General features: G+C 37.7%; 25 protein-coding genes and 1 pseudogene. 4 read left to right on the top strand and 22 right to left on the bottom strand.

The window, feature by feature from the left end; translation table 11 throughout:
* Positions 1 to 227 precede the first annotated feature (227 nt).
* Together ACMGDK_RS06970 and ACMGDK_RS06975 are read left to right on the top strand one after the other, a co-directional pair.
* The gene (locus ACMGDK_RS06970) at positions 228 to 3161 is read left to right on the top strand and encodes a SusC/RagA family TonB-linked outer membrane protein (RefSeq protein WP_436807289.1); all 2934 of its coding nucleotides are present in this window, start codon (positions 228 to 230) and stop codon (positions 3159 to 3161) included.
* A 10-nt stretch (positions 3162 to 3171) separates the two neighbouring features.
* On the top strand, positions 3172 to 4680 hold the full coding sequence (locus ACMGDK_RS06975; protein WP_436807290.1) for a RagB/SusD family nutrient uptake outer membrane protein: 1509 nt from the start codon (positions 3172 to 3174) through the stop codon (positions 4678 to 4680).
* Positions 4681 to 4824: 144 nt separating this feature from the next.
* Here the strand turns inward: ACMGDK_RS06975 and ACMGDK_RS06980 are convergent, their stop codons facing one another.
* Positions 4825 to 5589, bottom strand: a complete 765-nt coding sequence (locus ACMGDK_RS06980; RefSeq protein WP_436807291.1) for an enoyl-CoA hydratase/isomerase family protein — start codon at positions 5587 to 5589, stop codon at positions 4825 to 4827.
* A 297-nt stretch (positions 5590 to 5886) separates the two neighbouring features.
* Between ACMGDK_RS06980 and ACMGDK_RS06985 the strand changes: the two genes are divergently transcribed.
* Both ACMGDK_RS06985 and ACMGDK_RS06990 read left to right on the top strand, forming a co-directional pair.
* On the top strand, positions 5887 to 6435 hold the full coding sequence (locus tag ACMGDK_RS06985; RefSeq protein ID WP_436807292.1) for a phage tail protein: 549 nt from the start codon (positions 5887 to 5889) through the stop codon (positions 6433 to 6435).
* Positions 6436 to 6460: 25 nt separating this feature from the next.
* The gene (locus ACMGDK_RS06990; protein ID WP_436807293.1) at positions 6461 to 7282 is read left to right on the top strand and encodes a T9SS type A sorting domain-containing protein; all 822 of its coding nucleotides are present in this window, start codon (positions 6461 to 6463) and stop codon (positions 7280 to 7282) included.
* A 64-nt stretch (positions 7283 to 7346) separates the two neighbouring features.
* Here ACMGDK_RS06990 and ACMGDK_RS06995 read toward each other — a convergent pair whose 3' ends face one another.
* From ACMGDK_RS06995 to ACMGDK_RS07095, 21 genes and pseudogenes are all read right to left on the bottom strand, one after another.
* Positions 7347 to 8045: an SMUG2 DNA glycosylase family protein gene (locus ACMGDK_RS06995; RefSeq protein ID WP_436807294.1), complete on the bottom strand. Its 699-nt coding sequence runs from the start codon at positions 8043 to 8045 to the stop codon at positions 7347 to 7349.
* Positions 8038 to 8769 (bottom strand): DUF4241 domain-containing protein, encoded by a 732-nt coding sequence (locus ACMGDK_RS07000; protein WP_436807295.1) that lies wholly within the window; start codon positions 8767 to 8769, stop codon positions 8038 to 8040. The genes ACMGDK_RS06995 and ACMGDK_RS07000 overlap by 8 nt, the downstream gene beginning before the upstream one ends.
* 201 nt (positions 8770 to 8970) lie before the next feature.
* Positions 8971 to 9126: pseudogene (locus ACMGDK_RS07005) on the bottom strand (bacteriocin-like protein); the annotation flags it as partial.
* 209 nt (positions 9127 to 9335) lie between these two features.
* Positions 9336 to 11831, bottom strand: a complete 2496-nt coding sequence (gene paaZ, locus ACMGDK_RS07010; RefSeq protein WP_436807296.1) for a phenylacetic acid degradation bifunctional protein PaaZ — start codon at positions 11829 to 11831, stop codon at positions 9336 to 9338.
* A 26-nt stretch (positions 11832 to 11857) separates the two neighbouring features.
* On the bottom strand, positions 11858 to 12127 hold the full coding sequence (locus ACMGDK_RS07015; protein ID WP_436807297.1) for a hypothetical protein: 270 nt from the start codon (positions 12125 to 12127) through the stop codon (positions 11858 to 11860).
* A gap of 50 nt (positions 12128 to 12177) precedes the next feature.
* Positions 12178 to 12597, bottom strand: coding sequence for a DUF6624 domain-containing protein (locus tag ACMGDK_RS07020; RefSeq protein WP_436807298.1), 420 nt, complete (start codon positions 12595 to 12597; stop codon positions 12178 to 12180).
* A complete protein-coding gene (locus ACMGDK_RS07025; protein WP_436807299.1) occupies positions 12542 to 12859 on the bottom strand; it encodes a hypothetical protein in 318 nt (105 codons plus the stop codon). The genes ACMGDK_RS07020 and ACMGDK_RS07025 overlap by 56 nt, the downstream gene beginning before the upstream one ends.
* An 18-nt stretch (positions 12860 to 12877) precedes the next feature.
* A complete protein-coding gene (locus ACMGDK_RS07030) occupies positions 12878 to 13720 on the bottom strand; it encodes an alpha/beta hydrolase (protein ID WP_436807300.1) in 843 nt (280 codons plus the stop codon).
* 40 nt (positions 13721 to 13760) lie between these two features.
* Positions 13761 to 14354 (bottom strand): acyltransferase, encoded by a 594-nt coding sequence (locus ACMGDK_RS07035; protein ID WP_436807301.1) that lies wholly within the window; start codon positions 14352 to 14354, stop codon positions 13761 to 13763.
* A gap of 117 nt (positions 14355 to 14471) precedes the next feature.
* Positions 14472 to 15677 (bottom strand): 3-oxoadipyl-CoA thiolase, encoded by a 1206-nt coding sequence (gene pcaF, locus ACMGDK_RS07040; protein ID WP_436807302.1) that lies wholly within the window; start codon positions 15675 to 15677, stop codon positions 14472 to 14474.
* Positions 15678 to 15722: 45 nt separating this feature from the next.
* Positions 15723 to 16088, bottom strand: a complete 366-nt coding sequence (locus tag ACMGDK_RS07045; protein WP_436807303.1) for a four helix bundle protein — start codon at positions 16086 to 16088, stop codon at positions 15723 to 15725.
* A 37-nt stretch (positions 16089 to 16125) separates the two neighbouring features.
* Entirely contained in the window at positions 16126 to 16539 is a 414-nt protein-coding gene (locus ACMGDK_RS07050) for a PaaI family thioesterase (protein ID WP_436807304.1), read from the bottom strand.
* A 1-nt stretch (position 16540) separates the two neighbouring features.
* Complete coding sequence (locus ACMGDK_RS07055; protein WP_436807305.1) at positions 16541 to 16747, bottom strand: hypothetical protein; 207 nt, start codon at positions 16745 to 16747, stop codon at positions 16541 to 16543.
* A gap of 42 nt (positions 16748 to 16789) precedes the next feature.
* Entirely contained in the window at positions 16790 to 17923 is a 1134-nt protein-coding gene (locus tag ACMGDK_RS07060; protein ID WP_436807306.1) for a 3-hydroxyacyl-CoA dehydrogenase NAD-binding domain-containing protein, read from the bottom strand.
* Positions 17924 to 18007: 84 nt separating this feature from the next.
* On the bottom strand, positions 18008 to 18808 hold the full coding sequence (locus ACMGDK_RS07065) for an enoyl-CoA hydratase/isomerase family protein (protein ID WP_436807307.1): 801 nt from the start codon (positions 18806 to 18808) through the stop codon (positions 18008 to 18010).
* 203 nt (positions 18809 to 19011) lie between these two features.
* Entirely contained in the window at positions 19012 to 19476 is a 465-nt protein-coding gene (gene paaD / locus ACMGDK_RS07070) for a 1,2-phenylacetyl-CoA epoxidase subunit PaaD (protein WP_436807308.1), read from the bottom strand.
* A gap of 83 nt (positions 19477 to 19559) precedes the next feature.
* Positions 19560 to 20309 carry a 1,2-phenylacetyl-CoA epoxidase subunit PaaC gene (gene paaC, locus ACMGDK_RS07075; RefSeq protein WP_436807309.1) on the bottom strand — a complete coding sequence of 250 codons (750 nt, stop codon included), beginning with the start codon at positions 20307 to 20309 and terminating at the stop codon, positions 19560 to 19562.
* 88 nt (positions 20310 to 20397) lie between these two features.
* Positions 20398 to 20679, bottom strand: coding sequence for a 1,2-phenylacetyl-CoA epoxidase subunit PaaB (gene paaB / locus ACMGDK_RS07080; protein ID WP_034725794.1), 282 nt, complete (start codon positions 20677 to 20679; stop codon positions 20398 to 20400).
* A gap of 114 nt (positions 20680 to 20793) precedes the next feature.
* The gene (paaA, locus tag ACMGDK_RS07085) at positions 20794 to 21732 is read right to left on the bottom strand and encodes a 1,2-phenylacetyl-CoA epoxidase subunit PaaA (protein WP_436807310.1); all 939 of its coding nucleotides are present in this window, start codon (positions 21730 to 21732) and stop codon (positions 20794 to 20796) included.
* An 82-nt stretch (positions 21733 to 21814) separates the two neighbouring features.
* Complete coding sequence (locus ACMGDK_RS07090) at positions 21815 to 22900, bottom strand: 2Fe-2S iron-sulfur cluster-binding protein (protein WP_436807311.1); 1086 nt, start codon at positions 22898 to 22900, stop codon at positions 21815 to 21817.
* Entirely contained in the window at positions 22900 to 24216 is a 1317-nt protein-coding gene (locus tag ACMGDK_RS07095; protein WP_436807312.1) for a phenylacetate--CoA ligase family protein, read from the bottom strand. Before ACMGDK_RS07095 ends, ACMGDK_RS07090 begins: the two co-directional genes overlap by 1 nt.
* Positions 24217 to 24440: the final 224 nt, after the last annotated feature.

Here is a 24440-nt window from a genome sequence, read left to right on the forward strand (position 1 = left end):
CGTAAGCAATAACGCATTTTAAATTTGATTAAAGTGAATAATTTACTTTAAAATAAATTATTTAGCTAAAATTATTCAAAATAACTACATAAAAAACTCATATTCATCAATTATTTAACTTTAAATATTTAATAATTAACATAAATTTAAGATTTAAGGCAAAATACCATTGCAGTTTTAAAAAAAAACAACATATTTGTACAAAATATTTATTAAATTCTGTTAATATGAATGTGAAACTAAAAATCCTATCTACTGCAGTAGTATTTTTTACGGCCCAGGCTGTGACTGCGCAGAAAGACTCGACGAAGACTAAAGACATTGACGAAGTAGTAATTGTTGCCTACGGTAAACAGAAAAAAGGGACCATTACCGGATCAAATGTTCAGGTAGATGCAGCAAAAATTGAAAATCGTCCTATTTCCAATGTTTTACAGGCATTGGATGGAGCTGGAGCAGGTATTCAGATTGCTGCAGGTACAGGCCAGCCAGGTGAAGGCTCATCAATAAGAATTAGAGGAACAGGTTCTTACCTTGTTTCAAACGAACCACTTTTAATTGTTGATGGAGTTCCTTTCCCTGGGAATTTAAACTCATTGAATCCTAATGACATTGAGAGTTTAACTGTGTTAAAAGATGCATCATCAACGGCTCTATACGGCTCAAGTGCTGCTAATGGAGTTATTATGGTAACGACTAAGAGAGGTAAGAAAAATTCCTCAAGATTTACACTTAATTCTAATACAGGTATAGTAAGCAGATTTGTACAGGAATATGACAGAGTAGGAACAGCAGATTATTATGTCCTTGCGTGGGAAGCCATGCGTAATGGCAGAAGGATTACAAATCCTAATGAGACGCTTGCTGCCTCAAACGCATGGGCGAGTACTAATTTAATTTCCGGAAATCTAAAAACCAATGTCTATGATGTACCAAATGCACAGTTAGTTATTGATGGAATACTTAATCCTTCGGCAAAGCTGCGTTACAATGATTTTGACTGGGCCGATCCTTTAATAGGTGTAGGCATAAGACAAGACCATAGTATCAGTTTTTCAGGTGGAAATGATAAAACTACATTGTTCAGTTCATTAGGCTATACCAATGAACAAGGATATATTGTAAAATCAAGTTTTGAACGTCTTAATTTAAGAATCAATGCAGATTCACAGGTTAGAGACTGGTTTAAAATTGGCACAAGCTTAAATGGTGTTATTACGAGCCAAGGTTTAGCAGTTAATGGAGCAGACAATAATTCCGCTTATATAAATCCTTATGCATGGACGCGTGGTATGGGACCAATTTATAGCCCATATCAACATGATCCTGTTACTGGAGAGAGACTGTATGATGTAAATGGAGGGGTTCTTTATGATGATGGTTCTTTACGTGGTGTTGATGCTGCTGCAGGTAGAAATGTTATATGGGAAACATTACTAAATGATGATAAAACCAATTCATACAACCTCCAGTCTAATGTATATGCAGAGTTTAAACTTTTACCGGAATTGATGTTCCGAACCAATGCAGCGTATAATTTTAGAGGAACATTAAACAAAGCATATGGGAACAGACTGATCGGGGATGCTTTGGGAATTGGCTCTGCTTCCAGAACAATGTATCTGACCAGAGATTTTACCTGGAATCAGGTATTAACTTATAATAAAAAATTGGGAGGTCATGATGTAACTGTTCTTGCAGGACATGAAAATTTTGATTATAAACAAGACTACTTATATGGTTATAAACGAAATCAGGTATTGGATAATTTCTACGAATTCGGAAACTTTGTAGATAACAATACCCTTAATTCATATCTTAGGGAAAGGACTAAAGAAAGCTGGTTTACAAGATTGAACTATAATTACAATGAAAAATATCTTTTAGAGGGCTCAGTAAGATGGGATGGTTCTTCCCGTTTTGCCACAGATGTAAGATGGCAATCATTCTGGTCAGCAGGTGCCGGATGGGTAATTTCAAAAGAAAATTTCCTTCAGGATAATAGATTCGTTAATTTCTTAAAACTAAGAGGTTCTTACGGAGAAGTAGGTAACGACGCTTTAGATACAAATTATGCTTATCAAACCTTATTTTCTTTAGGTTACAACAATGGTACAGAACCAGGAATTTTGCTGACTACTGTAGGTGATCCATTGATTACCTGGGAAACTAAAGCGCAATCTGATATTGCCTTAGAATTTGAATTATTTAATAAAAGATTGCGTGGTACTGTAGAGTATTATAATTCTGAAACGAAAGGATTGCTTTTTCCATTTCAAACTCCTATAAATGCAGGTATTCCTGGTAATAGTATTGACAGAAATGTGGGCAATCTGGTAAATAAAGGATATGAAATCACCTTAAGCGCAGATATTATCAAGAATCAAAACCTGAAATGGACTGTATCAGCCTATGGAACTTCATATAAAAATGAGATTACCGCCCTGTCGCAAAACGAATTCATCAGTGGCACTAAAAAGCTAATGGTAGGTAAAGATTTATATGCCTTCTGGTTGAGATCATGGTATGGAGTGGATCCTTCTGATGGATCACCACTATTTGTCTTAGATCAGGATTTATTTACTGATACTACAGCAGCAGATATTAGAACTGTAAACGGAGTTTTGGTTACCACTAATCAGAATAAAGCAAAATATGAATATCACGGATCTGCCATTCCTGATTTCTTTGGAAATTTTTCAACCACGTTTAATTTCAAGAATTGGGAGCTTTCCGCATCCTTTAATTATCAGTTTGGAGGGAAAATATACGATACTAACTATGCAGGTTTAATGGATGCATTTCCTCAGGGTGGAGCATCACATACTGACATTTATAACCGTTGGACTACTCCCGGGCAGATCACTGATGTACCTGCTCTAAATTCGTCAACAGTGGCTGCTTCAAATGCTGCTTCATCAAGATGGTTGGTAGATGCCAGTTATCTACTGTTGAGAAATGCCTCAATAGGCTATAGCTTTAATCCTGACATTGTAAAAAGTGTAGGAGTCAGCAGTTTAAAATTGTTCGTGAGTGGAGAAAACCTTTGGGTTGCCAGCAAGAGAAAAGGCTTGGAGCCTTACTCTACATTTAACGGTACTGTAAGTAACAGATATTCACCTTCCAGAATTATTACTTTCGGTTTAAGTACAACTTTTTAAAATTATCAAAATGAAATTTATTACAAATAAAACACTTTTAATTTCCGGTCTTTCCATATTAAGTATTCTATCATCCTGTGAAAGAGATGATCTGGAGAAAGATCCAACAGAAGCAGCGAGTGAACTTTTAGTAACCTCAAGTTTGGATAACTTAAATATTGCCATTAATGGGATGCATAGAAATATGTATTACAGACAAAATAGCAGCCAGGGACAGAATGGTGCTACCGGAGTAATGATTTATATGGATGTAATGGGAGAGGACTTGGTTTTTCCTACTACAGGTAACGGATGGTTTGTAACCACTCTACGATGGCTGGATAATGCTAATGCCTCTTCTACAAATTTATTTTATCCATACGATTTTTTCTATGGACAGATAAGAATTGCAAACATTATCATAAAGGCAGCTCCTAATGTTACAGGAGATCAGGCATTGAAAGACAAGGTAATGGGCGAAGCTCATGCTTTCAGGGCATATTGCTATTTTATGCTTGCCCAAATCTATGCAAAAAGATACGTAGAGGGAACAACGAATTCGCAACCTGGAGTGCCGCTTAGGCTGGATGATTCTTTCAATCCCATTCCAAGAGCATCTTTAGAAGAGGTTTATACTTCAATAAATTCAGATTTGGCACAAGCTTACACTTATTTAAACGGTAAAACAAGGTCGGATAAATCTCACTTCAACGCGAATGTTGTAAGAGGTCTAATGGCAAGGGTGGCTTTAGTACAAGGGAAATATGCTAACGCAGCTTTATACGCAAAAGAAGCAAGACAGGGGTTTGCATTGATGAACAATACTCAGTATAAATCAGGCTTCAATAGTTATTCTAATTCAGAATGGGTATGGGGCTACAAACCAATTGATGCCACAACCGACTTTTTTGGAAATTTTATGGGTTATATGTCCAGAAATTATAATTCAACACAAATTAGACAGGCTCCTAAAGTTGTCAATAATTTATTATATGCGCAGTTTCCGTCCACTGATGTGAGAACACAGGTTATTGATCCTACTGGATTGCATCCTACACTGCCGTTAGCTTCTACCTACAGCAAATTTCCTTATACTTCGCAAAAATTTCTTTCTGTAAATGCATCAGGAGCTGTTGATAACAATACAAGCTTAGGTGATATCCCATTTATGAGAGCTGCAGAAATGTATCTTATCGAAGCTGAAGCATTGGCAAAAGACAATAAAGAAGCAGATTCTAAAATTGTATTTAATGAGTTTACAAAAAACAGAAACCCGGCATATACTGGTGCTACAACTACAGGCCAGGCTTATATTACTGAAATTTTAAACAGCAGAAGATTAGAACTTTGGGGAGAAGGCTTCAGATTTCTTGATTTGAAAAGATTAAATCTTCCTTTAGACAGGACGGGTTCCAACCATGTTTCTGCTGTTACTAATAATTTAATGACTGTTCCTGCCGGAGACAAGCGATGGACATGGTTGATTCCTCAGGCAGAGATCAATGCATCTCAAAATTTAGTACAACAAAACGAACTTTAATTCAACATTCATATTAACTGCAGGGGATCCGTTTCGTAATTGAAGCGGATCTCTTTTTTTGTTAAAAATCAAATTTCCAAATTTTTAATAAAAAGAAAGATTAACCTTTTTGGATAACCTTTCTTTTTTTATGTTAAGCAAAAATTATTTTACTCTCAATCTCTCTTTAATAGACTCAATGCTTTTCTTTGCAGAGTCTTCAAGAATAAGACTTGCACTCATATGAATTCTGGCAGGCATCAACTCATTGAAATGATCCGTACCTTCCCAGGATACTTTCTTAATTAATGCTAATGCTTCACTGCTCCTGGAAGCTAAAGTCTGTAAAAATTTTTCCAGCTTGCGATCCATTTCTTCAATATTTTCGGAAACGGAATGATAAACATTGTGCTGTTCTGCCCATTCTGCGGATCTGAAATCCGCATCAATAGCCATTGCGGAGAACTGTGATTTCCCGATTTTTCTTTCTACGTAAGGTCCGATCACGAAAGGTCCGATTCCTAAATTGATTTCTGTAAGTGCTAATGCCGAATCTTTAGTAGCAAAGCAGTAATCTGCACCACAGGCAATTCCCACTCCTCCACCGGTTGTTTTTCCCTGAACTCTTACTACAACTATTTTTCCGCAGTTTCTCATCGCATTCAGAACTTTTGCAAATCCACCGAAAAATTTTGTAGATGCTTCCAGCTCTTCAATAGCTAAAAGCTCATCGAAGCTTGCTCCTGCGCAGAACGCTTTTTCACCATCACTTTTTACTAAAATAGCTTTTACTTGTTCTTTAGCACCTTCATCCAAGATGGTCTGAGCCAGCTTTTCTAAAATGGCACCCGGAAGAGAATTGCTTTTTGGGGTTCCGAAGGTAATTTCGGCAATATTATTTTTGATTTCTGATACTACGAATTCGTTCATTTTTTATTTTAATTAGATTGTTACAAAAATACTAAATACCAATCTTCCTGAGCAAATTATGGGGCCTAAATTACGGATTAAAAGGTACCATATCCTATCGTCTAATGAATTCTCTGTAAAAGGAAATGCAGATATCCGTTACGTATAAATACGGACTTCCCAATTTGGTATTTTCTACTCTAGTACCGCCTTCTTATATATTGTTCCTTTGGCTTAATAAAAAACTAACAACCACAGGCGGAATCCGAAAAGCCAAAAAAGAGTAGGAAAATTTAACAACTGAAAAAACTATTTATCATGGAAGAGTACATAGGAATTGTAAAATTATTTGCAGGAAATTTTGCCCCTAGAGGCTGGATGTTCTGTGACGGAAGTTTATTAAGAATCTCAACTAATTCTGCATTATTTTCAATTTTGGGAACCATTTATGGCGGTGACGGGGTCACTACTTTCGCCCTTCCCAACCTAAAAGGAAGAATGGCCATCGGTGCCGGAAATGTGAATGGTAATGAATATTATCCTCTGGGAGCTGCTGCAGGAACTCCACAAAATACGATCATGGCACAAAATCTTCCAAGCATTGGATCCGGTTTTCAGCTGAAAGTGGCCAATGCCAATGCAACCGTACCTGCCCCATCTGTTAACACCTCTATTGCGATTACAGGAAATCAGATAGGAAGAGATTTTACGGCGATTCCAAGCTTTGTACAGGCTGATCCTGATACAGCGCTTAATCCAAGATCTATATCCTACGTCGGACAGAATCTTCCGATGAACAATATGCCGCCTTATTTAGGGCTTAATTACATCATTTGTGTAGAGGGAATTTATCCTCCACGTGATTAAAAACAACTTATTTAAAACCTAAATCATGAAAAGATCTATTTTTTTTACTATCTGCAGTCTGTTCATATCTTTCTTTTCTTTTGGACAGACGAGCACGGAGCAATTTGAAACGGAATCTCACGGCAGCCCGAGTTTTACCGATAATGGAATAATATTCAATGTTATCTCTCATGTTGGAACTTTTGACATTCAGGCTAACTATCCGGGTACGGGCTGGAATGGAACCTCTGTTGACAACAGGTATATTGACAATTCCAACGATGCTGCATCGCCACCGTCTTTCAGCATTAAAACCACATCGAATCTATTTAAGGTCAACAGGTTTTGGATGTATCTATCTGCTCTTAATCTGGATTTGACGGTACAAGGAACGTTGACTGTTACAGGAAAACTGAGTGGAGTAACCAAATTTACCCAGACAAAAACTACAGGTTTTGCTGCTTCCATGACACCTACGAACGGATATACCCTTATTGATCTTACGAATTTAAACGGCCAGAATTACTCAAATATCATTATTGATGAGCTAAGAATTACATTAGGCGGAAACTACAGATATGCGGGACTCGATGCTTTCACATGGGTAAAAGACACGGGTATCGTATTGGCAACGAATGAAGCTGCTGTTTCAAAAAAAGGTATAAGCATTTATCCTAATCCTACCAGCGGACCTCTTTCTATTAAAACGGAAGATAATGCTCAAGCTGAAATTTACAGTCAGGATGGTAAATTGCTGAAAAATTTTGAAATAAGAAAAGGGACTAACCAGGCAGATATCTCCGAACTTCCGAATGGTGTTTATATCCTCAAAACCTCATCAGGATCGTCAAAGATCATTAAAAAATAAATTCCACAAGTGGTTTGTACTGCGAAAAGATTCTAATGCATAAATGATAAATTTCCCTGAATGATCAGGGAAATTTTGTTTTTTTCAATGCTAAAATATATTTGTCGATATACAGCTGCTTTTCTTTTGTTTTATACTGCTGGATATATCTTGGATGTTCAAGAACAGTCATCTTTTCAAATAACTGAGCCTCTTCATTCAATGCTGAAATAAATTCTGAATTCTTTTTTCCTAGCACAAAAACTTCGGAGGTGTCCACGCCCAGACTGATATGCTTCTTCAGCGAATCGATCATAAAATCTTTTACAGCTGCAAAGAGTTTTTTATCATCATAATAATTTGCGTTCAGCCAGCCGGTTTTTGTTTTTCTTACAATAGCCAGCGGAAAGGGTGAATTGATATAAACATCTTGATAAAATTCTTCTGCACCACCATATTCAGCGATCATGTCGTACATGAAAACCGAAGAAACTTCATGGGTATGAGCCGATTGCATTTTAATTCCACAGACAGCTTCCAGCCTTTTAGTATCGGTAAACGGAACGCCTGTCACTCCCGCTCCATGCCGGCTGGGATTGATCCCAATCATAAATTTCCTTGGATTTCCATCATTGTAATATTTGTGATAAAATCCTTCCATAACTTTCATCGTTTCGGGGTTGTCCAGATACGGATTCATGGCTTCAAAGCCTTCAGGAAGGTTTCCTGGAAACTGCAGGTTTTTATTGAATTCTATGACTTTATCTGCAAATGTTTTATTCATTCTCTTCGTCTTCATCATCAGACAATGCCAATTCTATATCAATAAACTGGATATACAATCCGCAGATCTCTCCTTTTTCATCATATGCAAAATAGACAGGATAACCTCCATCTCCGAAACCGCTTGCAAACATTGGAATTTGATATTCTGTATTGGGAACCGTCCAGTTGATCCAGTCTCCCAGTTCTCTCTGGTTTTGCGGATGCTCTTTGTAACTCTGTGCAAACTGTTCTGCGAAATAATCATCGTAAACATTTTCTACATTCACTTCGGTAAGGAATTTATCAAAATAAGGCAGCAATTCTGCATCGGTGATACATCCCAGACCAGCATCTACCATGAATCCGAAATAATCACCTTCATTTAAATCTTCAAGATTTTCTATCCCGATAAGTGCTTCTCTGTAAAGAACCGGCTTTTCCCTGGTGAATTCCACTTTTACGGCAGCATAGCGATTTCCCCATTCTTCTGATTTTACAACTGCAATTTTTACCGGAAAATCTCCTTTCGGAGCCTGTACGAAATAGGGTTTCTCTCCCGCATTAAGAAATACCAAAGGATCTCTCACGATCACTTTTCCAGACGGAAGGGAAATATTACCAATCTCCATTACTTCCATTTTCTGCTCCATAATTTCATCTGAAGTAAAATAGGTTTCCAAATCCACGGGACATATAAGGATATCTTTTATCTCTTCCCATTTTTGCATCCAGCTTTCGTTCATTGTTTTATTTTTTGTGATCTTGATTTAAAGTTTAAAAATTCCTGTTTAGTTATTCACTGTCAAATTCATCTTCATTTTTGAAAGTTTCAAAGTCTTTGAAAAATTGTAGTTCCATATTTTGTCTTAAATAAATGAGAGTAAAAGTAATTAAAATCCCTTTCAGTAAACCGAAAGGGACTACTATACATTTATATTTTATTTTTAAGAATCAGCACATATATAACATGCTCGTGGAATATCCGGCCATCTTCCAGGAAGACAACAACTTTCCGGCGGGCAAGAATTAGGCAAGCAAGCCCAGTTTGGACCGGCGCCTTTAACAGATCTCAATTCGTTTCTTGAAAGTTTTTTAAATTTTTCATAGCAATTAGTTTTTAATTTTTTTTCCTACTCTATATGCTTTTCGGATTTCGCCTATTAAAGTTAATAAATTTAATATAAACTTTATTTTAAGCCGTTGACTTCTTCAACCCTTGTCAAGGTTTTGAACCTTGACAAGGATCATTAAAAAATCCCTTTCAGTAAAAACCAAAAGGGACTATAAATTTAAATTATTATATTTTGAATCAAATCAATCCAAACTGCTCAAAGTGGTGCGTAAAATGCTTTTTGTGCATCAGCTCCCACATTTCTTTATTCAGTTTTCCGAACACAAAATTCATATGCTCAGCCTGTGGATTTTCTCTGTAATAGACTGTAAATCTCTGTAAGTTATCCAGGAAAGACTGTTTTGCAGCTTCCAGATTTTTATGCTTTAATTCCAGTAAGTTTTCATCCTCAGCCAGGAATGGAGCAGGGAAATCTTTCGGCATTTTTCTGTGGTTATAAAGGGAATCCTGCCATTTTTCCAATTGCTCTTCCGGTGTGAAACATTTATTGGCTTCCGGCTCACCTAAACTTACCAGAACTCCATGTTCCAAGTGTTCAAGCATTTGCTGAGGAGACATTTTACCCCAATTTGACGATGTCATTTCTGTTAAACCACTCAATATCTTCTGAACATTTTTCACATTTAGATCGATGAAAGGAGATTGTTTTGCCACCAATGTTAAGATCGTCGCTACACAAACGATCTCGTCTCTCTGATTAACAACTTCCACCAGCCATTTTACAACACCTGAAGGAATATTTCTTCCTTTTACTCCTCTGTTTATTTTTTCTTTTGCAGTTAAATAAACGGTGATCGTATCTCCTGCATATACCGGTTTAAAGAATGAACAGTTTTCCAAACCGTAGTTTGCAATAACAGGTCCTTTTTTCCCTGAAACGAACAGTCCTGCTGCTGCAGAAAGGATGAAATATCCGTGGGCTACTGTTTTATCAAAGATAGTTCCCGTTAAGCTTGTAGCATCGGTATGAGCGTAAAAATGATCCCAAGAAACATTGGAGAAATTAACGATATCTGCATCAGTAACCGTTCTTCCGGCCGTTTCCAGGGAATCCCCTACTTCCACTTCTTCGAAATATTTCTGGAACGGATGCTTGTCTGAGAATTTTTTCTCGGCACCCTGCTGATATACTTTTGTAATCGCTTTCAACACATCCGGAGAACCCTGAATCGCTGTTTTTTGTAGAAAGAAATGAAGACCGTTCAATCCGCCCATTTCCTCGCCTCCACCAGCTCTACCGGGACCACCATGCATCAATGTAGGCAGCGGTGAACCGTGACCTGTACTTTCTTTGGCATTATCTCTGTTCAAAACAAAAATTCTACCGTGCTGGGAAGCCATTTTCCATGAAGTTTCTGCGATAAAGGTTTCGTCGTGGGAAATAATAGATCCCACCAAGCTTCCTTTTCCTCTTTTAGCAAGAGCCGCTGCCTCTTCGGCATCTTTGTAAGGCATTAACGTAGAAACCGGTCCGAACGCTTCTACATCGTGAGAGATATTTTTCTCGAAAGGTTTATCGTTTAAGAACAGTTTCGGGCTCATAAATGCTCCGTTATCATAGTCTGCATCTACAAGTTCATGTTTTCCGTCGTAAACTAATTCTGTTTCTGATTTTAAAATATTTACTTTTCTAACCACCTCATCATACTGCTGTTTTCCTACCAGGGATCCCATTCTGGTTTCTCTGCTCAACGGGTTTCCGATTTTGGTTTGGTCTAAAGCTTTAGACAAAGCATTCTGAACATCTCCGATCAGGTGCTCAGGTACAATGATTCTTCTGATTGCTGTACATTTCTGACCTGCTTTCGTGGTCATTTCATTACGTACTTCTTTGATGAAGAGATCAAATTCAGGAGTTCCCGGTTTTGCATCCAGACCTAAAATGGAACAGTTCAGGGAATCTGCTTCCATATTGAAACGTACTGCATTTCCAGCGATGGAAGGCATTGATTTCAATTTTCTTCCTGTATGGGCAGAACCTGTAAACAATACTGAATCTCCATCCTGAACATAATCCAGGATATTTCCAGGCTCACCACAAACCAATTGAAGGGCACCTTCCGGAAGGACACCACTTTCGATCATATCCTGAAAAACTGCGTTCGTAAGGTAAGAACCGTAAGGAGATGGCTTTACTATGGAAGGAACACCCGCCAACAGGGATGTTGATAATTTTTCCAACATTCCCCAAACCGGAAAATTATAGGCATTGATCTGGATAGAAACGCCTTCACTTGGTGTCAGAATGTGAGTTCCCAGAAAAGTTCCGTTGGCAGAGATTTTCTGAGTTTCGCCATCCACCCAGAACGGAGTGTTTGGAAGCATTCTTTTTGCCAATCCGGAATAGGTAAAGAAGGTACCGAAACCTCCTTCTATATCTACCCATGAATCTGCGTGGGTAGCTCCGGTTTTATATGATAATTCGTAATATTTTTTCTTTCTTTCCAAAAGATAAAGAGCTACTTTTTTCAGCATCTCTCCTCTGTCATAAAACGTCATGGAAGAAAGGTTTTTGTAGCCTACTGTTCTTCCGTAGTCAAGAGCCTGCTCGAAATTAAGCCCTTCTGTATCGGAAACAGCAACCTGCTCGCCTGTGACGGCGTTGTATAAAGGAATTCCGTTTCCGGAACCTTCTACCCATTCTCCGTAGATGTAATTTTTCAGTTTTTCCATATTATTTTTTACTTTTTACCTGACTTTTATTTTTTAACAATGAGTTGTACTATTTTTCGTCCTGCAACAAACAGTAACAACAGAATAAGGGAAAAATCCAAGATCAGGATTGCATCCATAAACAGGGTATATAAAAAATCCTTCTGTTTCAGCTTTCTGATCACCTGTTCTGATTCTACATGTTCCAGCGCATCGGAAATACCTACTAATTCCCATAACAGACAGAACCCCGCATAATTGATTCCGATAAGGGCAATCAACAGGAAAATCCAATATTTCTTTAGACGGTCTATCATTTATTTCTTTTTCTGAAGCTCCGGTGCTTCTTTATATGTCTGAAATTTTATTATTTGCCTTTGACTTTTAAAACTTCATCCAAAGTATAATTTTTAAAAACAAAACTCTTTCCATAGAGACGCTTTGCATAACTTTCCACCGAATCTTCAAAACCGGCTTCTTTTCTGAGTTTGTTTACGTTTTTAACATCTTTAATAGGCCAGATAATAGGCTCGCTTTCTTTCTCTCCATCGTAAGAAGAAAATCCCTGAGTTCCGTAGATCTGCTCTTTCCCATCATTCATTAGTTGTCTGTCCAGCATCATGGCATACAATCTAAACGGAATTTCTTTATGATCAGCAGCCGTTTTAATAATTGGCATATATTGATTGATTTTTGGAGAATGCTGAATGACAAACCATGCTGTTTCATTTTCAGGTTCTCCTACCAGAGATTTTCCGGGATAGCCATATTCTGATAATTTTTTCAACTTTTTCAAGATTGATCTTATCCTGCTCATCCATCAGTGTCCATAATCTGTCCGTAATATCTTCCTTACTAAGATTTTTTTCTTTCATGACCTTTTCCTTTTGCTCCTGGGAAACGTCAGACTGCATCAGTTCACGGTAGATTTGATCATCTTTTTGAATCGTGGCCAATTCATTTTTAAGCTTTATATTAATTTTCTTATCCTGCTTTTTCTGAGCACTGATCAAAACTGAAAAGAAAATGGCGAAAAATAAATATCTCATGATTCGTGTTTTGATGGTTTACTTTTTGGGTTCTTTATACGGGAATAATTTTACCAGACCTTCATACAAACTTCTGTGAAGAATGGTAGCATGATTGTCTGTTTCCATTATTTTATATTCCACCGTCCAGTTCTTTTTATCTGCCTGTTTCAGTACATCGTAAAGAGATCCTGCATCTTTTACCATTACAGGATGTTCTTCTTTTCCTACAGAAACGTAAATAAATTTCTTAGTATCCGGGCTTTTGGAAAGCCATTGAGGAGCCTGTTTCAACAAACTCTGATCATCCCACCACAAACTTGGGCTGATGATAAAATAATTATTGAACATTTCCGGCTTTTTGAAAAGGATTTCTGTTGCAAGAAGCCCACCCAGTGACTGTCCAAAGATATATTTCTCTGTTGTTTTATACTGCTTTCCTATGTAAGGAAGTAATTCTTTATCCAGAAAATCAATAAACTTATCTGAATGTCCTGTCGTAGGATAATCCTGCTGTAAATCTTTCAGATCTGTATGAAAGGTAAAATCTCTCTTTCTGTCGATATTGGCAATTCCCACCACGATGGTTTCAGGCATGGCATACATTTGATTAAAGAATTGTACCAATCCTGAAACGTGGATAAAGTCTTCATTCATTGAGCCATCCAGCAAATAGATCACCGGGTATGATTTTGTTTTATCAAAACCTTGCGGCAGGTAAATGTTTAAAGTTCTGTCTTCATTTAAGATCTTAGATTTAAATGTTCTGACCTCTCCGATAGTCAACGGTTTTACTGTTTCATTCTGGGCTAAAACCATGAATTGAAAAGCAAACAGCATACTACAGGCAATGAGCATCTTTTTGATCATATTCGTTTTCATTGTATTATAAAACCTTATAATTTTGAAAAGGTTTAAAAGTTTATTTTAAATCCGCCCAGATACTGTAATCCACAGTTTTGGTAGCGGTCTGTTCTACATATTCTGAGAACGGTTCACATGGCAGAATAGCCTCTTTTCCTTCTCTTGCCAGCTGTTGGTACAGTTTGGTTCCTTCTGTTTTCCAGTGGGTCATTTCATCGGAAACATCACGAATGATTTTTGCAGGGCTTCCCACAATCAGTTTTCTCGGTCCGCAGGTGAAATTAGCAGGAACAAAAGCCAATGCTCCGATGATACATTCATCACCGATAACAGCTTTGTCCATCACTACGGAGTTCATACCTACAAGGCAGTTTTTACCGATATGTCCGGAATGGATGATCGCTCCATGCCCGATATGCGCTGATTCCTCAAGAATGGTTTCAATATTCGGGAACACATGAAGGGTACAGTTTTCCTGGACATTGGCTCCGTCTTTAATGATAATTTTTCCCCAGTCGCCGCGGATCACAGCATTGGGTCCGATATATACTTCTTCACCGATTTCCACATTCCCGATGATCACTGCCTGCGGATGAATATAGGCTGAGGGCTTGATGATGGGGCGGATACCGTGGTATGAGTAGATGTTCATAATTTTTTTATTAAAAAATTAATTTAACAATGTATCAGTATAACAATGTAACAATGATTGTTACACTGATAAATTATTATATTGTTACATTTTTATATTGTTACATTATTGAAAAAACTATACTTTTTCAATGACCATTGCATAGCCCTGTCCGACACCGATACAAAGGGTACACAATGCATATTTCTTGTCTTGCTTCTGAAGTTCAATAGCGGCAGAGCCAATGATTCTTGCTCCCGAAACTCCCAGCGGGTGACCGATAGCAATAGCTCCTCCGTTTGGATTCACTCTTGAGTCATCATCTTTCAAACCTAAGCTTCTGGTCACAGCTAATGCCTGTGCTGCAAACGCTTCGTTCAGTTCAATGATATCTATATCATCCAGAGAAAGATTTAATCTTTTTAATAATTTCTGAGTGGCTTCTACAGGTCCTATTCCCATAATTCTTGGTTCCACACCTGCTACGGCAGATCCTAAGATCTTAGCTTTTGGTTTTAAACCATATTTTTTTACGGCTTCTTCACTTGCCAGGATAAGAGCCGCTGCTCCGTCATTCATTCCTGACGCATTTCCTGCCGTTACCGTTCCTTCTTTTCTGAAAGCCGGACGAAGTTTTCCTAAACCTTCCATAGAAGATGTAGGCTTGATGAATTCATCCTGATCAAAAATTTTAGGCTCGCCTTTTTTCTGAGGAATTTCAACTTTTACAATTTCTTCCGCCAGTCTTCCGCTTTGCTGAGCTTTTGTGGCTTTCTGCTGAGACCAAAGGGCAAATTTATCCTGATCTTCTCTGCTGACATTGTGCATATCCGCTAAGTTTTCAGCGGTGTCTCCCATTCCGTCAACCCCGTACATTTCTTTCATTTTCGGGTTAACAAAACGCCATCCGAAAGTGGTATCAAACATCTGGCTGTCTCTTCCGAAAGCAGTACCGGGCTTAGACATTACGTAAGGTGAACGGGTCATATGTTCCACCCCACCGGCAATATAAATTTCACCTTCTCCCGCAGCAATAGAACGGAAAGCATTAGCTACCGCCGACATTCCCGAAGCACAAAGTCTGTTGACCGTCTCTCCACCAATTTTGTAAGGCAATCCAGCCAATAAAAGGGCCATTCTCGCCACGTTACGGTTATCTTCTCCCGCCTGATTAGCGCATCCGAAAATAACGTCCTCAATTTCCTCAGCAGGAACTTCAGGATTTCTGGCCATAACTTCTTTAATAACCACTGCTGCCAGATCATCAGCTCTTACTTCTGATAATCCGCCCTGCAGTTTTGAAATTGGTGTTCTGACGTAGTCTATGATGTATACGTTGTTCATAATACTTTTAATGTAAAAATTTAGCAATGTAACAGTCTAACAATGCTAAATTGATGGATTTTTATTTAAACTTGTACTTAATATTTTATAAATAATTTTTCCCAATTCTATAATTTGACCTTCTAATTTTTCATCAAAAGGATAATTTTTGGAATGCTTACACAGATATAGCCAATATTTGGTTTCTTCCAATTCTTTGGCTGAAATTTTCATCTTATTGATAAAATCATTTTTACTGTGAGGGTTTTGCGCTTCAAATGCATTGGCTCCAATGCTTGTTCCACAACGTAATAATTGTTTCGCAATAACAAATTTCCTTTTTTCTTCTAACAATTCACAATATTCAATAATATCTAATGAAAATTGAATCGTTTTAGTTATTAATGGATTATTTTCAAAATTGATCATCATTGTTAGATTGGTAAATTATTACACTGCTACATTGAGCTTATAGCTCCGTTACTTTTTTTCCGATTTTATAAACGGTTCCGACGAATTTTGCGATCAGCTCATTGTTTTGATTGGTGATCTTGATGTCGTAAACGGCTGTTTTTCTGGTAGCATTGACCAGAATGCTTTCTGCTCTGAAAACATCACCTTCTTTACCGGCTTTGGTAAAATTGATGATACAGTTCAGGGCAACAGCTGCATCTCCTGTATTGTTGGAAGAAAATGCCAGCGCAGAATCTGCAAAAGCAAATGTAACCCCTCCGTGAACCGTTTTCAACCCATTGATCATCTCTTTCTTGATGGGCATTTCTATTAAACAATAATTTTCTCTAATTTCGATCATTTTGATATTCATCCATTGGGAAAAATAATCCTGACCAAACATATAATCTGCAACTTGTCTTGGATTCATCTTATTTCATTAAATCTTTTCGAACGGGCTCTTTTAAATATTTTTTGCCATCTTTATCAAAACTCCAAACATTTGAAATTTCTCTTAACTGATAAAAATTAAAATCACCTTTACGAATTTTTGCTTTATTCAGTTTTCTTAATTTTCTATTAGCTTCTAATTTATCCTTCTTTTCTGTCTCTGCAGTAGTAATTCCTACTATTGGCATTTTTTTTCTTGACCTACTCATAAAATAAACTAATGATAATTATTACATTTTACGAAGTAAAGGACTTTGTCTGTATCTTTCCTCCTGGTATTCTCCATAAAGGTTTTGCAGGGTTTCGGAGATTTTTGAATAACCGATTTCTTTTCCCCATGCCAATAATCCTTTTGGATAATTCACTCCTTTCTGCATCGCCAGCTCGATATCTTCATCATTCGCAACACCTAATCTTTTGGCTTCTACAGCTTCGTTGATCAGCATTGAAATAATTCTTAAAAAGATCTGCTGATATAATGCATCGTCTTTCTGAGCAACTGGTTTCTCCGCACCTTCTGCGTAATCATAAAATCCTTTTCCGGTTTTTCTGCCGTGAAGTTTGGCTTCAGACATTCTTTGCTGAAGCAGAGACGGTTTGTATTTCGGATCGTAGAAATAATCTTTGTAAACGGTTGTAGTTACGGCAAAATTGACATCAACACCAATTAAATCCATGAGTTCAAAAGGTCCCATTTTAAAGTTCCCGAGTGTCCTCATAGCTTCATCTACCTGTTCAGGAGTTGCAATGTTTTCTTCAACAATTCTTAACCCTTCACCATAATAAGGACGGGCAATTCTGTTAACGATAAATCCAGGAATATCCTTAGCAATCACAGGCATTTTCCCCCATTCTTTCATGAGGTTATACATTTTTTGAGCTAATGATTTTTCTGTTAATAATGATGGAATGATCTCAACCAAAGGCATCAATGGTGCCGGATTGAAAAAGTGAATTCCGATGAAACGCTCCGGTTTCTTTAATTCTGCCCCAAGAGAGGTGATAGAGATGGATGATGTATTGGAACCGATGATACAGTCTTCGGAAACATAGGTTTCAAGCTCTGTAAATACTTTAGTTTTTATGTCTTTGTTTTCGATGATGGCTTCTATGACAAGATCTGAGTCTTTCAGATCCTGTAAAGCTTCACCTTTAACGATATTGGTTCTGATTTCTGTGGCTTTTTCCTGAGAAATTTTAGCTTTATCCACTAATTTCTGAAGTGTTTTCTCTAAGCCTGATAATGCTTTATCAATCTGCGGAGCATTTGCATCGAATAAAACGACTTTGCATCCCGCTGTTGCAGCTACCTGAGCAATTCCTACGCCCATGGTTCCTGCCCCAATAATTCCGATATTTTTCATTTTTTATAGATATTAGAAACTAGAAGTTAGAAGTTAGGTCGCATACTTACTAATATCTAACTTCTAATCTCTAGCTTCTATAATTTATTTTCCTTTATAATCAGGTTTTCTTTTCTGTAAAAAGGCGTTTACCCCTTCGATGAAATCTTCTGTCTCTGCAGCTTCCTGTTGTAGATCGCCTTCCAGTTCAAGTTGTTCTTTTAATGTGTTGGTATAAGATTGAGCAAAGGCTTTTTTAGTTAATCTAATAGCAGCAGTCGGCATATTTGACATTTTCTCAAGAATCTCCATAGATTTAGGAGCAAATTCTTCTTCTGTGAACACCTCAGCCACTAAACCGTAAGATTTAGATTCTTCAGCTGATAATCTTTTACCTGTAAATGCTAAATAATTAGCCAATTGTCTGCCTAATAATTTTGGAAGGAAATAAGTTCCACCTGTATCAGGAATCAATCCGATATTTGAAAAAGCCTGAGAAAAATAAGATTTATCTACTGCCAAAACAAAGTCACAGATTAGCGCCAACATCGCACCTGCTCCTACTGCAGGGCCGTTTACCAATGCCACAACAGGTTTTTTACAACGCGTGATTTCTGTAACCAGAGGATTGTAGTAATCCACCACAATTTTTCTGATGATATCGTTATCATGGTGCTCATTACCCTGTACGAAAGCATCATCCAGATTCTGACCGGAGCAGAAAGCTCTTCCTCTTCCCGAAATCGCCACACATCTTACAGTAGGGTCTTCACTACATTCTTTAACAAAATCTTTCAGATCTGATAAAGATGGTTTTGTAAGCGCATTCATCGTTTCAGGCTGATTGAGGTAAGCAATTTTCAGTTTTCCGTCAAAATGCGTTTCGATATCAAGTTGTGTATACATGGTTTAAATTTAAATTAAATGATTAAAGAATTGAAAAATTACACTGCCCTAATTTAACAATATAAAATAATGTGGCAATCGATCAAATGTAACAATCTAACAGTTTAACAATGCTGTAAATAAATCTAACAATGTATCAGTTTAACAATGCCCGAATAATTGTTACATTGTTAAACTGGTACATTGATTTATTGGTACATTAATTAGTGGCATTTAAAATAATCAAACGGCTCCAGACAGTCTAAGCATTGATAAGAGGCCTTACACAAGGTAGAACCAAATCTGCTGATCTGTTTTGAATTCATAGAACCGCAGCGCGGACATTTTTTCGGTTTCCCGATGTGATGTTCGTCTGCTCCTTTTTCGGGAGGTGTGATTCCGTAAACACGAAGTTTTTCTCTCGCCTCATCCGTTAACCAGTCTGTTGTCCATATTGGAAACATTTTGGTGACCACTTTGGCATCCCAGCCGTTTTCCTTCATGATCTTCATGATGTCTTCCTCAATGGTAAACATAGCGGGACAGGCAGAATAAGTAGGTGTAATCGTTATTTCACAAGCATTCTCGCTGGTAACTTTTGCTTCTCTTACAATACCTAATTCCACGATATTGATTACCGGAATTTCCGGATCGGGAACCATTTCTAATATTTCTAAAGGATTTTTCATTTTTAAAATGTACCTATTTATCAATCTAACAGTCTAGCAATTAATTGTTACATTGCTAAACTGCTAGATTGTTACATTTGGAATTACCATGTACATCCCGGATACGCTCTCTGCATATACTGAAGTTCGCAAAGAATAAATCCGAAGTATTCTGTATGATATCCTGTTCTGGATTTAGGCTGCATGAAAGGATTTGCCGGATATTCCAATCCATATTCTGCAAAATCTTTTTGTGTGATGGATAGAAATTCTTTGTACAGTTCGTCTCCGTCCGGAGCAATGTTTAAAGCAATTAAATCATCTTCTCCTTCCACTTTTGCAAATAAACCTTTTGTGTATTCCCAAATATTGTCAAGGGCTTTTACCAAACGTTCACGGCTTTCTTCTGTTCCTTGAGCAAAAATTTTCATCCAGGAAGAAGCATGAGTGTAATGATATCTCACCTCTTTTAAAGATTTCTGTGCCAAAGCTGCAAGCTCTTCATCCGCAGAATTCGACAATGCCTCATACATCAGTTTCTGATATACTGAAAATACATATACTTTAAGAATCGTCTGCGCGTAATCTTCATTAGGAAGTTCAACCCAATGGGCATTGACATATTCGTGCTCGTACCTTAAGAAGGCCAAATCATCTTCACTTTTACCGTTATCGATAACTCTTGATGCGTACACATAAAAGTTATTGGCCTGGCCAAGTTCGTCCAATGCGATGTTTGTCAATGCAATATCTTCCTCCAGGTAAGGACCTTCGCCACACCATGCAGACAGTCTTTGTCCCATGATGAAGCTGTCATCAGCAAACTTTAATAAATAATTATATAATGAATTCATTGTTTAATAGATTTCAGATTTCAGACACTAGATTTCAGATTAGACATTGTCTGGTATCTGATATCTCACATCTTAAAGTCTTTATTAATTACATATTTTTTACATCATTAGGAATATCGTAGAACGTTGGGTGACGGTATAATTTGTCATCTGCCGGATCAAAGAAAGCTTCTTTGTCCACTCCTTCTGAAGTCACGATATATTTACTTGGAACTACCCAAACGGAAGTTCCTTCTTTTCTTCTGGTGTAAACGTCTCTTGCGTTCTGCAAAGCCATTTCTGCTGTTGGCGCCTGTACTATTCCTGCGTGTTTGTGAGATAATCCCGGTTTAGTCTGAATAAACACTTCCCACATATCTAAATTTGCCATAGTCAAATTCTAAATTTAACAATGTATCAGTGTAACAGTTTACCAATGAAATACTTCGACAAGCTCAGCATGACAATGATTGTTACATTTTTACATTGGTATATTGTTACATTATTATATTACTTCTTTTTGTTGTTTCTCTGCAAAAGCTATTGCCGCTTCTTTTACCCAGGAATTTTCTCTTTGAGCTTTTCTCTTGGTTTCGATACGTTTCTTGTTACAAGGTCCATTTCCTTTTAGAATTTCCATGAATTCATCCCAAGGAAGTTCCCCGAAATCGTAATGCTGCCTTTCTTCATTCCACTTCAGATCCTTATCCGGAACGGTTAATCCTAAAAACTCAGCCTGAGAAACGGTAACGTCGATAAATCTCTGACGCAGACTGTCATTACTTTCTCTTTTTACTCTGTAATTCATTGAAATTTTAGAGTTTGGAGAGCTGTCATCATTTGGGCCAAACATCATCAAAGCCGGCCACCAGAAACGGTTTAGAGAAGCCTGAGCCATTTCTTTCTGCTGTTTTGTTCCACGACAAAGTGCCATCAGAATTTCGTAGCCTTGTCTTTGGTGGAAAGATTCTTCTTTACAGATTTTCACCATCGCTCTTGAATAAGGTCCATAAGAATTCCCCATCAGCATCACCTGGTTCATAATGGCTGCACCATCTACCAACCAACCGATCGCACCGATATCTGCCCAACTCAGCGTAGGATAGTTGAAAATACTTGAGTATTTCGCTTTTCCTTCCAACATATCTTCGTAAGTGGCGTCTCTGTCCGCTCTGATGGTTCCGTTTCCTAAAGTTTCGGTTGCAGAATAAAGGTATAAACCGTGACCTGCTTCATCCTGAACTTTAGCTAAAAGAGCCATTTTTCTTCTCAGTGAAGGCGCTCTGGAAATCCAGTTGGCTTCCGGCAGCATTCCCACAATCTCAGAATGTGCATGCTGTGAAATCTGACGAACCAATAGTTTTCTGTAATCATCGGGCATTACATCTTTTGGCTCTACTTTATTCTCGTCGTGAACGTATTGAACAAATTTTTCTAAATCCATAATTTTCAATTTAGCAATGTATCAGTTTAACAATGTACCAATGATTGTTACACTGGTAATTATTACATTGTTACATTAATTTTTACACATCATAATTAAGCATCACCACATTCGTTGTCGGGTGACATTGACACGTCAGAACATAGCCTCTGGCTACTTCATCTTCGGTAAGCGCGAAATTTTTCTCCATGAAAACTTCTCCTTCCAAAACCTGCGCTTTACACGTACAGCAAACTCCTCCCTTACATGCGAAAGGTACCGGAAGATTGTCTTTTAATGCTTTATCTAAGATACTCTCTTTTTTAGAATTAAGGTGGAACGAATATTCATCATCATCAATGATCACAGTTACCATGCTTTCCAAATTGGCAATTGCCTTGAATTCGTCGCTCATTTCCTCCGAATTTTCCTCGTCCGGAGCCGTAAAATATTCAAATAAAACCTGAATAGCAGGGACTTTCTTTTCTTTCTTTAAATAATCTGCGATCCCCTTGATCATTTCAGCAGGCCCACAGATAAAATAAGTAGCTTCCTTTACATCAATCTCTGCATATCTTTCAAATAGCTGCTCTAATTTTTCGGCAGAAATTCTTCCTTCAAATACTGGATCTTCATGCTTTTCACGGCTTACCAAGTAAATAACTTTCAGTCTTCCGTTGAAATGTTCCACCAATTTATCGATCTCAGCTCTTTTCATCACATGGTTCATGCTTCTGTTGCTGTAGAAAAGATAAGCACAGCTGTTCGGCTCCTGATAAAGGCTTTCCTTAAGGTTTGATAAAACAGGGCTGATACCGCTTCCCGCCGCCAAACCTACATAGGTTTTCACATTGGTAGGGTGATAAGAAGTATTGAAACCACCCATAGGAGGCATTACTTCCAGCAGCTCATCCATATGAAGATGCTCATTGAAATATCCTGAAACCTTTCCGCCTTCCAAAAGCTTCACCAAGACTTCCAGTGTATTGCTTTTTTCGCTCGGGGCGTTGCAGATAGAATAAGAACGTCTTTCTTCATTCCCGTTGATCATCATACGGAAATTAAGATACTGCCCCTGCTTGAACCTGAATTTATCCTTCAGCTCCTCAGGAACTTCTACTGCTACGTTCACCGCATCAGGAGTATCTTTCTGAACCTTTACCGTTTTAAGTTTATAAAATGAATTCATTATTTTTTAAGTATTCTATTAATTTTTCCACCTTCACACTTGGGCAGGCTGTCCTGAGCATGAATTGTTACTTTCGTGGTAATCCCTACCCTCTTTTTTATTTCGTTTTCTATGTTTTTTCCAAAGTTGCCGACAAAATTAAAATAATCATCGGTATCAGCATCTATTTTTTGAAGTTTCACCAGCTCATCATCAATTTCTACATCGATATCCAGTGCTATACACATCTGCTCTTTTTCAACCGGGGTAAGATAATAGTTCGGAACCACTCCTTTTACGTGTGAAAATGCTTCTTCAATCTGGCTTGGATACACATTGACACCTCTTACGATCAGCATATCGTCTGCTCTTCCTTTGATAGGTCTCATCTTCACCATGGTCCTTTTGGCGTTTCCATCATAATACAGGCTTGTGATGTCATTCGTCCAATACCGTAAAAGCGGCATGGCTTTTTTCGTTAAAGTGGTAATCACCAAGACTCCTTCTTCTCCGAACGGAACCGGCTGTTTTGTCACCGGATCTAAAATTTCAGGATAAAAATGATCTTCCCAGATATAAGACCCTCCTTTTTCTTCAAAATCTTCCATGGATACTCCTGGCCCGATAATCTCGCTTAATCCGTAGATATTAGTCGCATGAAGTCCCAATCTTTCTTCAATATGGCTCCTGATAATTTCCGTCCATGGCTCTGAGCCTAAAACAGCATATTTCAGACTGATCTGGTCTGCAGTAATTCCTCTTTTAGTAAATTCATCAGCAATAGTCAATGCATATGATGGTGAACAACAAATTACTTCCGGTTTAAAATCGATAATCAAATCGACCTGTCTGGCAGTCATTCCTCCCGAAATCGGAAGAACGCTCATTCCTAATTTTTCTGCTCCGTAATGAAGTCCCAGTCCGCCGGTAAAAATTCCGTACCCATAAGCATTGTGCAATTGCATTCCCGGTCTTGCTCCTGCAGCATATAATGATCTTGCGACTACTTCACTGAAAATATCAACATCTTCTTTCGTGTAGCCAACTACGGTAGGTTTTCCGGTAGTTCCGCTTGAACAATGAATTCTCTGGAGTTCATCTTTCGGAACAGTAAAAAGCCCGAATGGATAATTGTCTCTTAAATCCTGTTTGTAAGTTATAGGAAGTTTCGTGATATCTTCAATGGTCCTTATATCCTGTGGAGATATTCCTGATTCATTAAATTTCCCTCTATAAAATTCTGATCTCTCTCCAAGATAGCCAACCAATTCTGTCAACCGGTCAGACTGAAGCTGTCTCAACCGGTCGAGCTTTACATATTCAACTGAAAAATCCATACCTACTAACTAACATTTGTTAGGTGTAAATTTAAAAAGAATTTCTATGCTGACCAAATTTTTATGATTTTTGTCATTTTTTGAATGATTCTAAATAGACAAGTAGTAATGAGATAAGCTATTTAGTCCTTTAAACAATACAAATATTTAGAGTTGATGGGAAGGAATGAATAAGAGTTAAGCAATATCAAAGGTATTTTTTTAAGCAAAGTTCTAAATCTGCC

The organism is Chryseobacterium hilariae, from assembly GCF_051400735.1.
GTDB lineage: Bacteria > Bacteroidota > Bacteroidia > Flavobacteriales > Weeksellaceae > Chryseobacterium.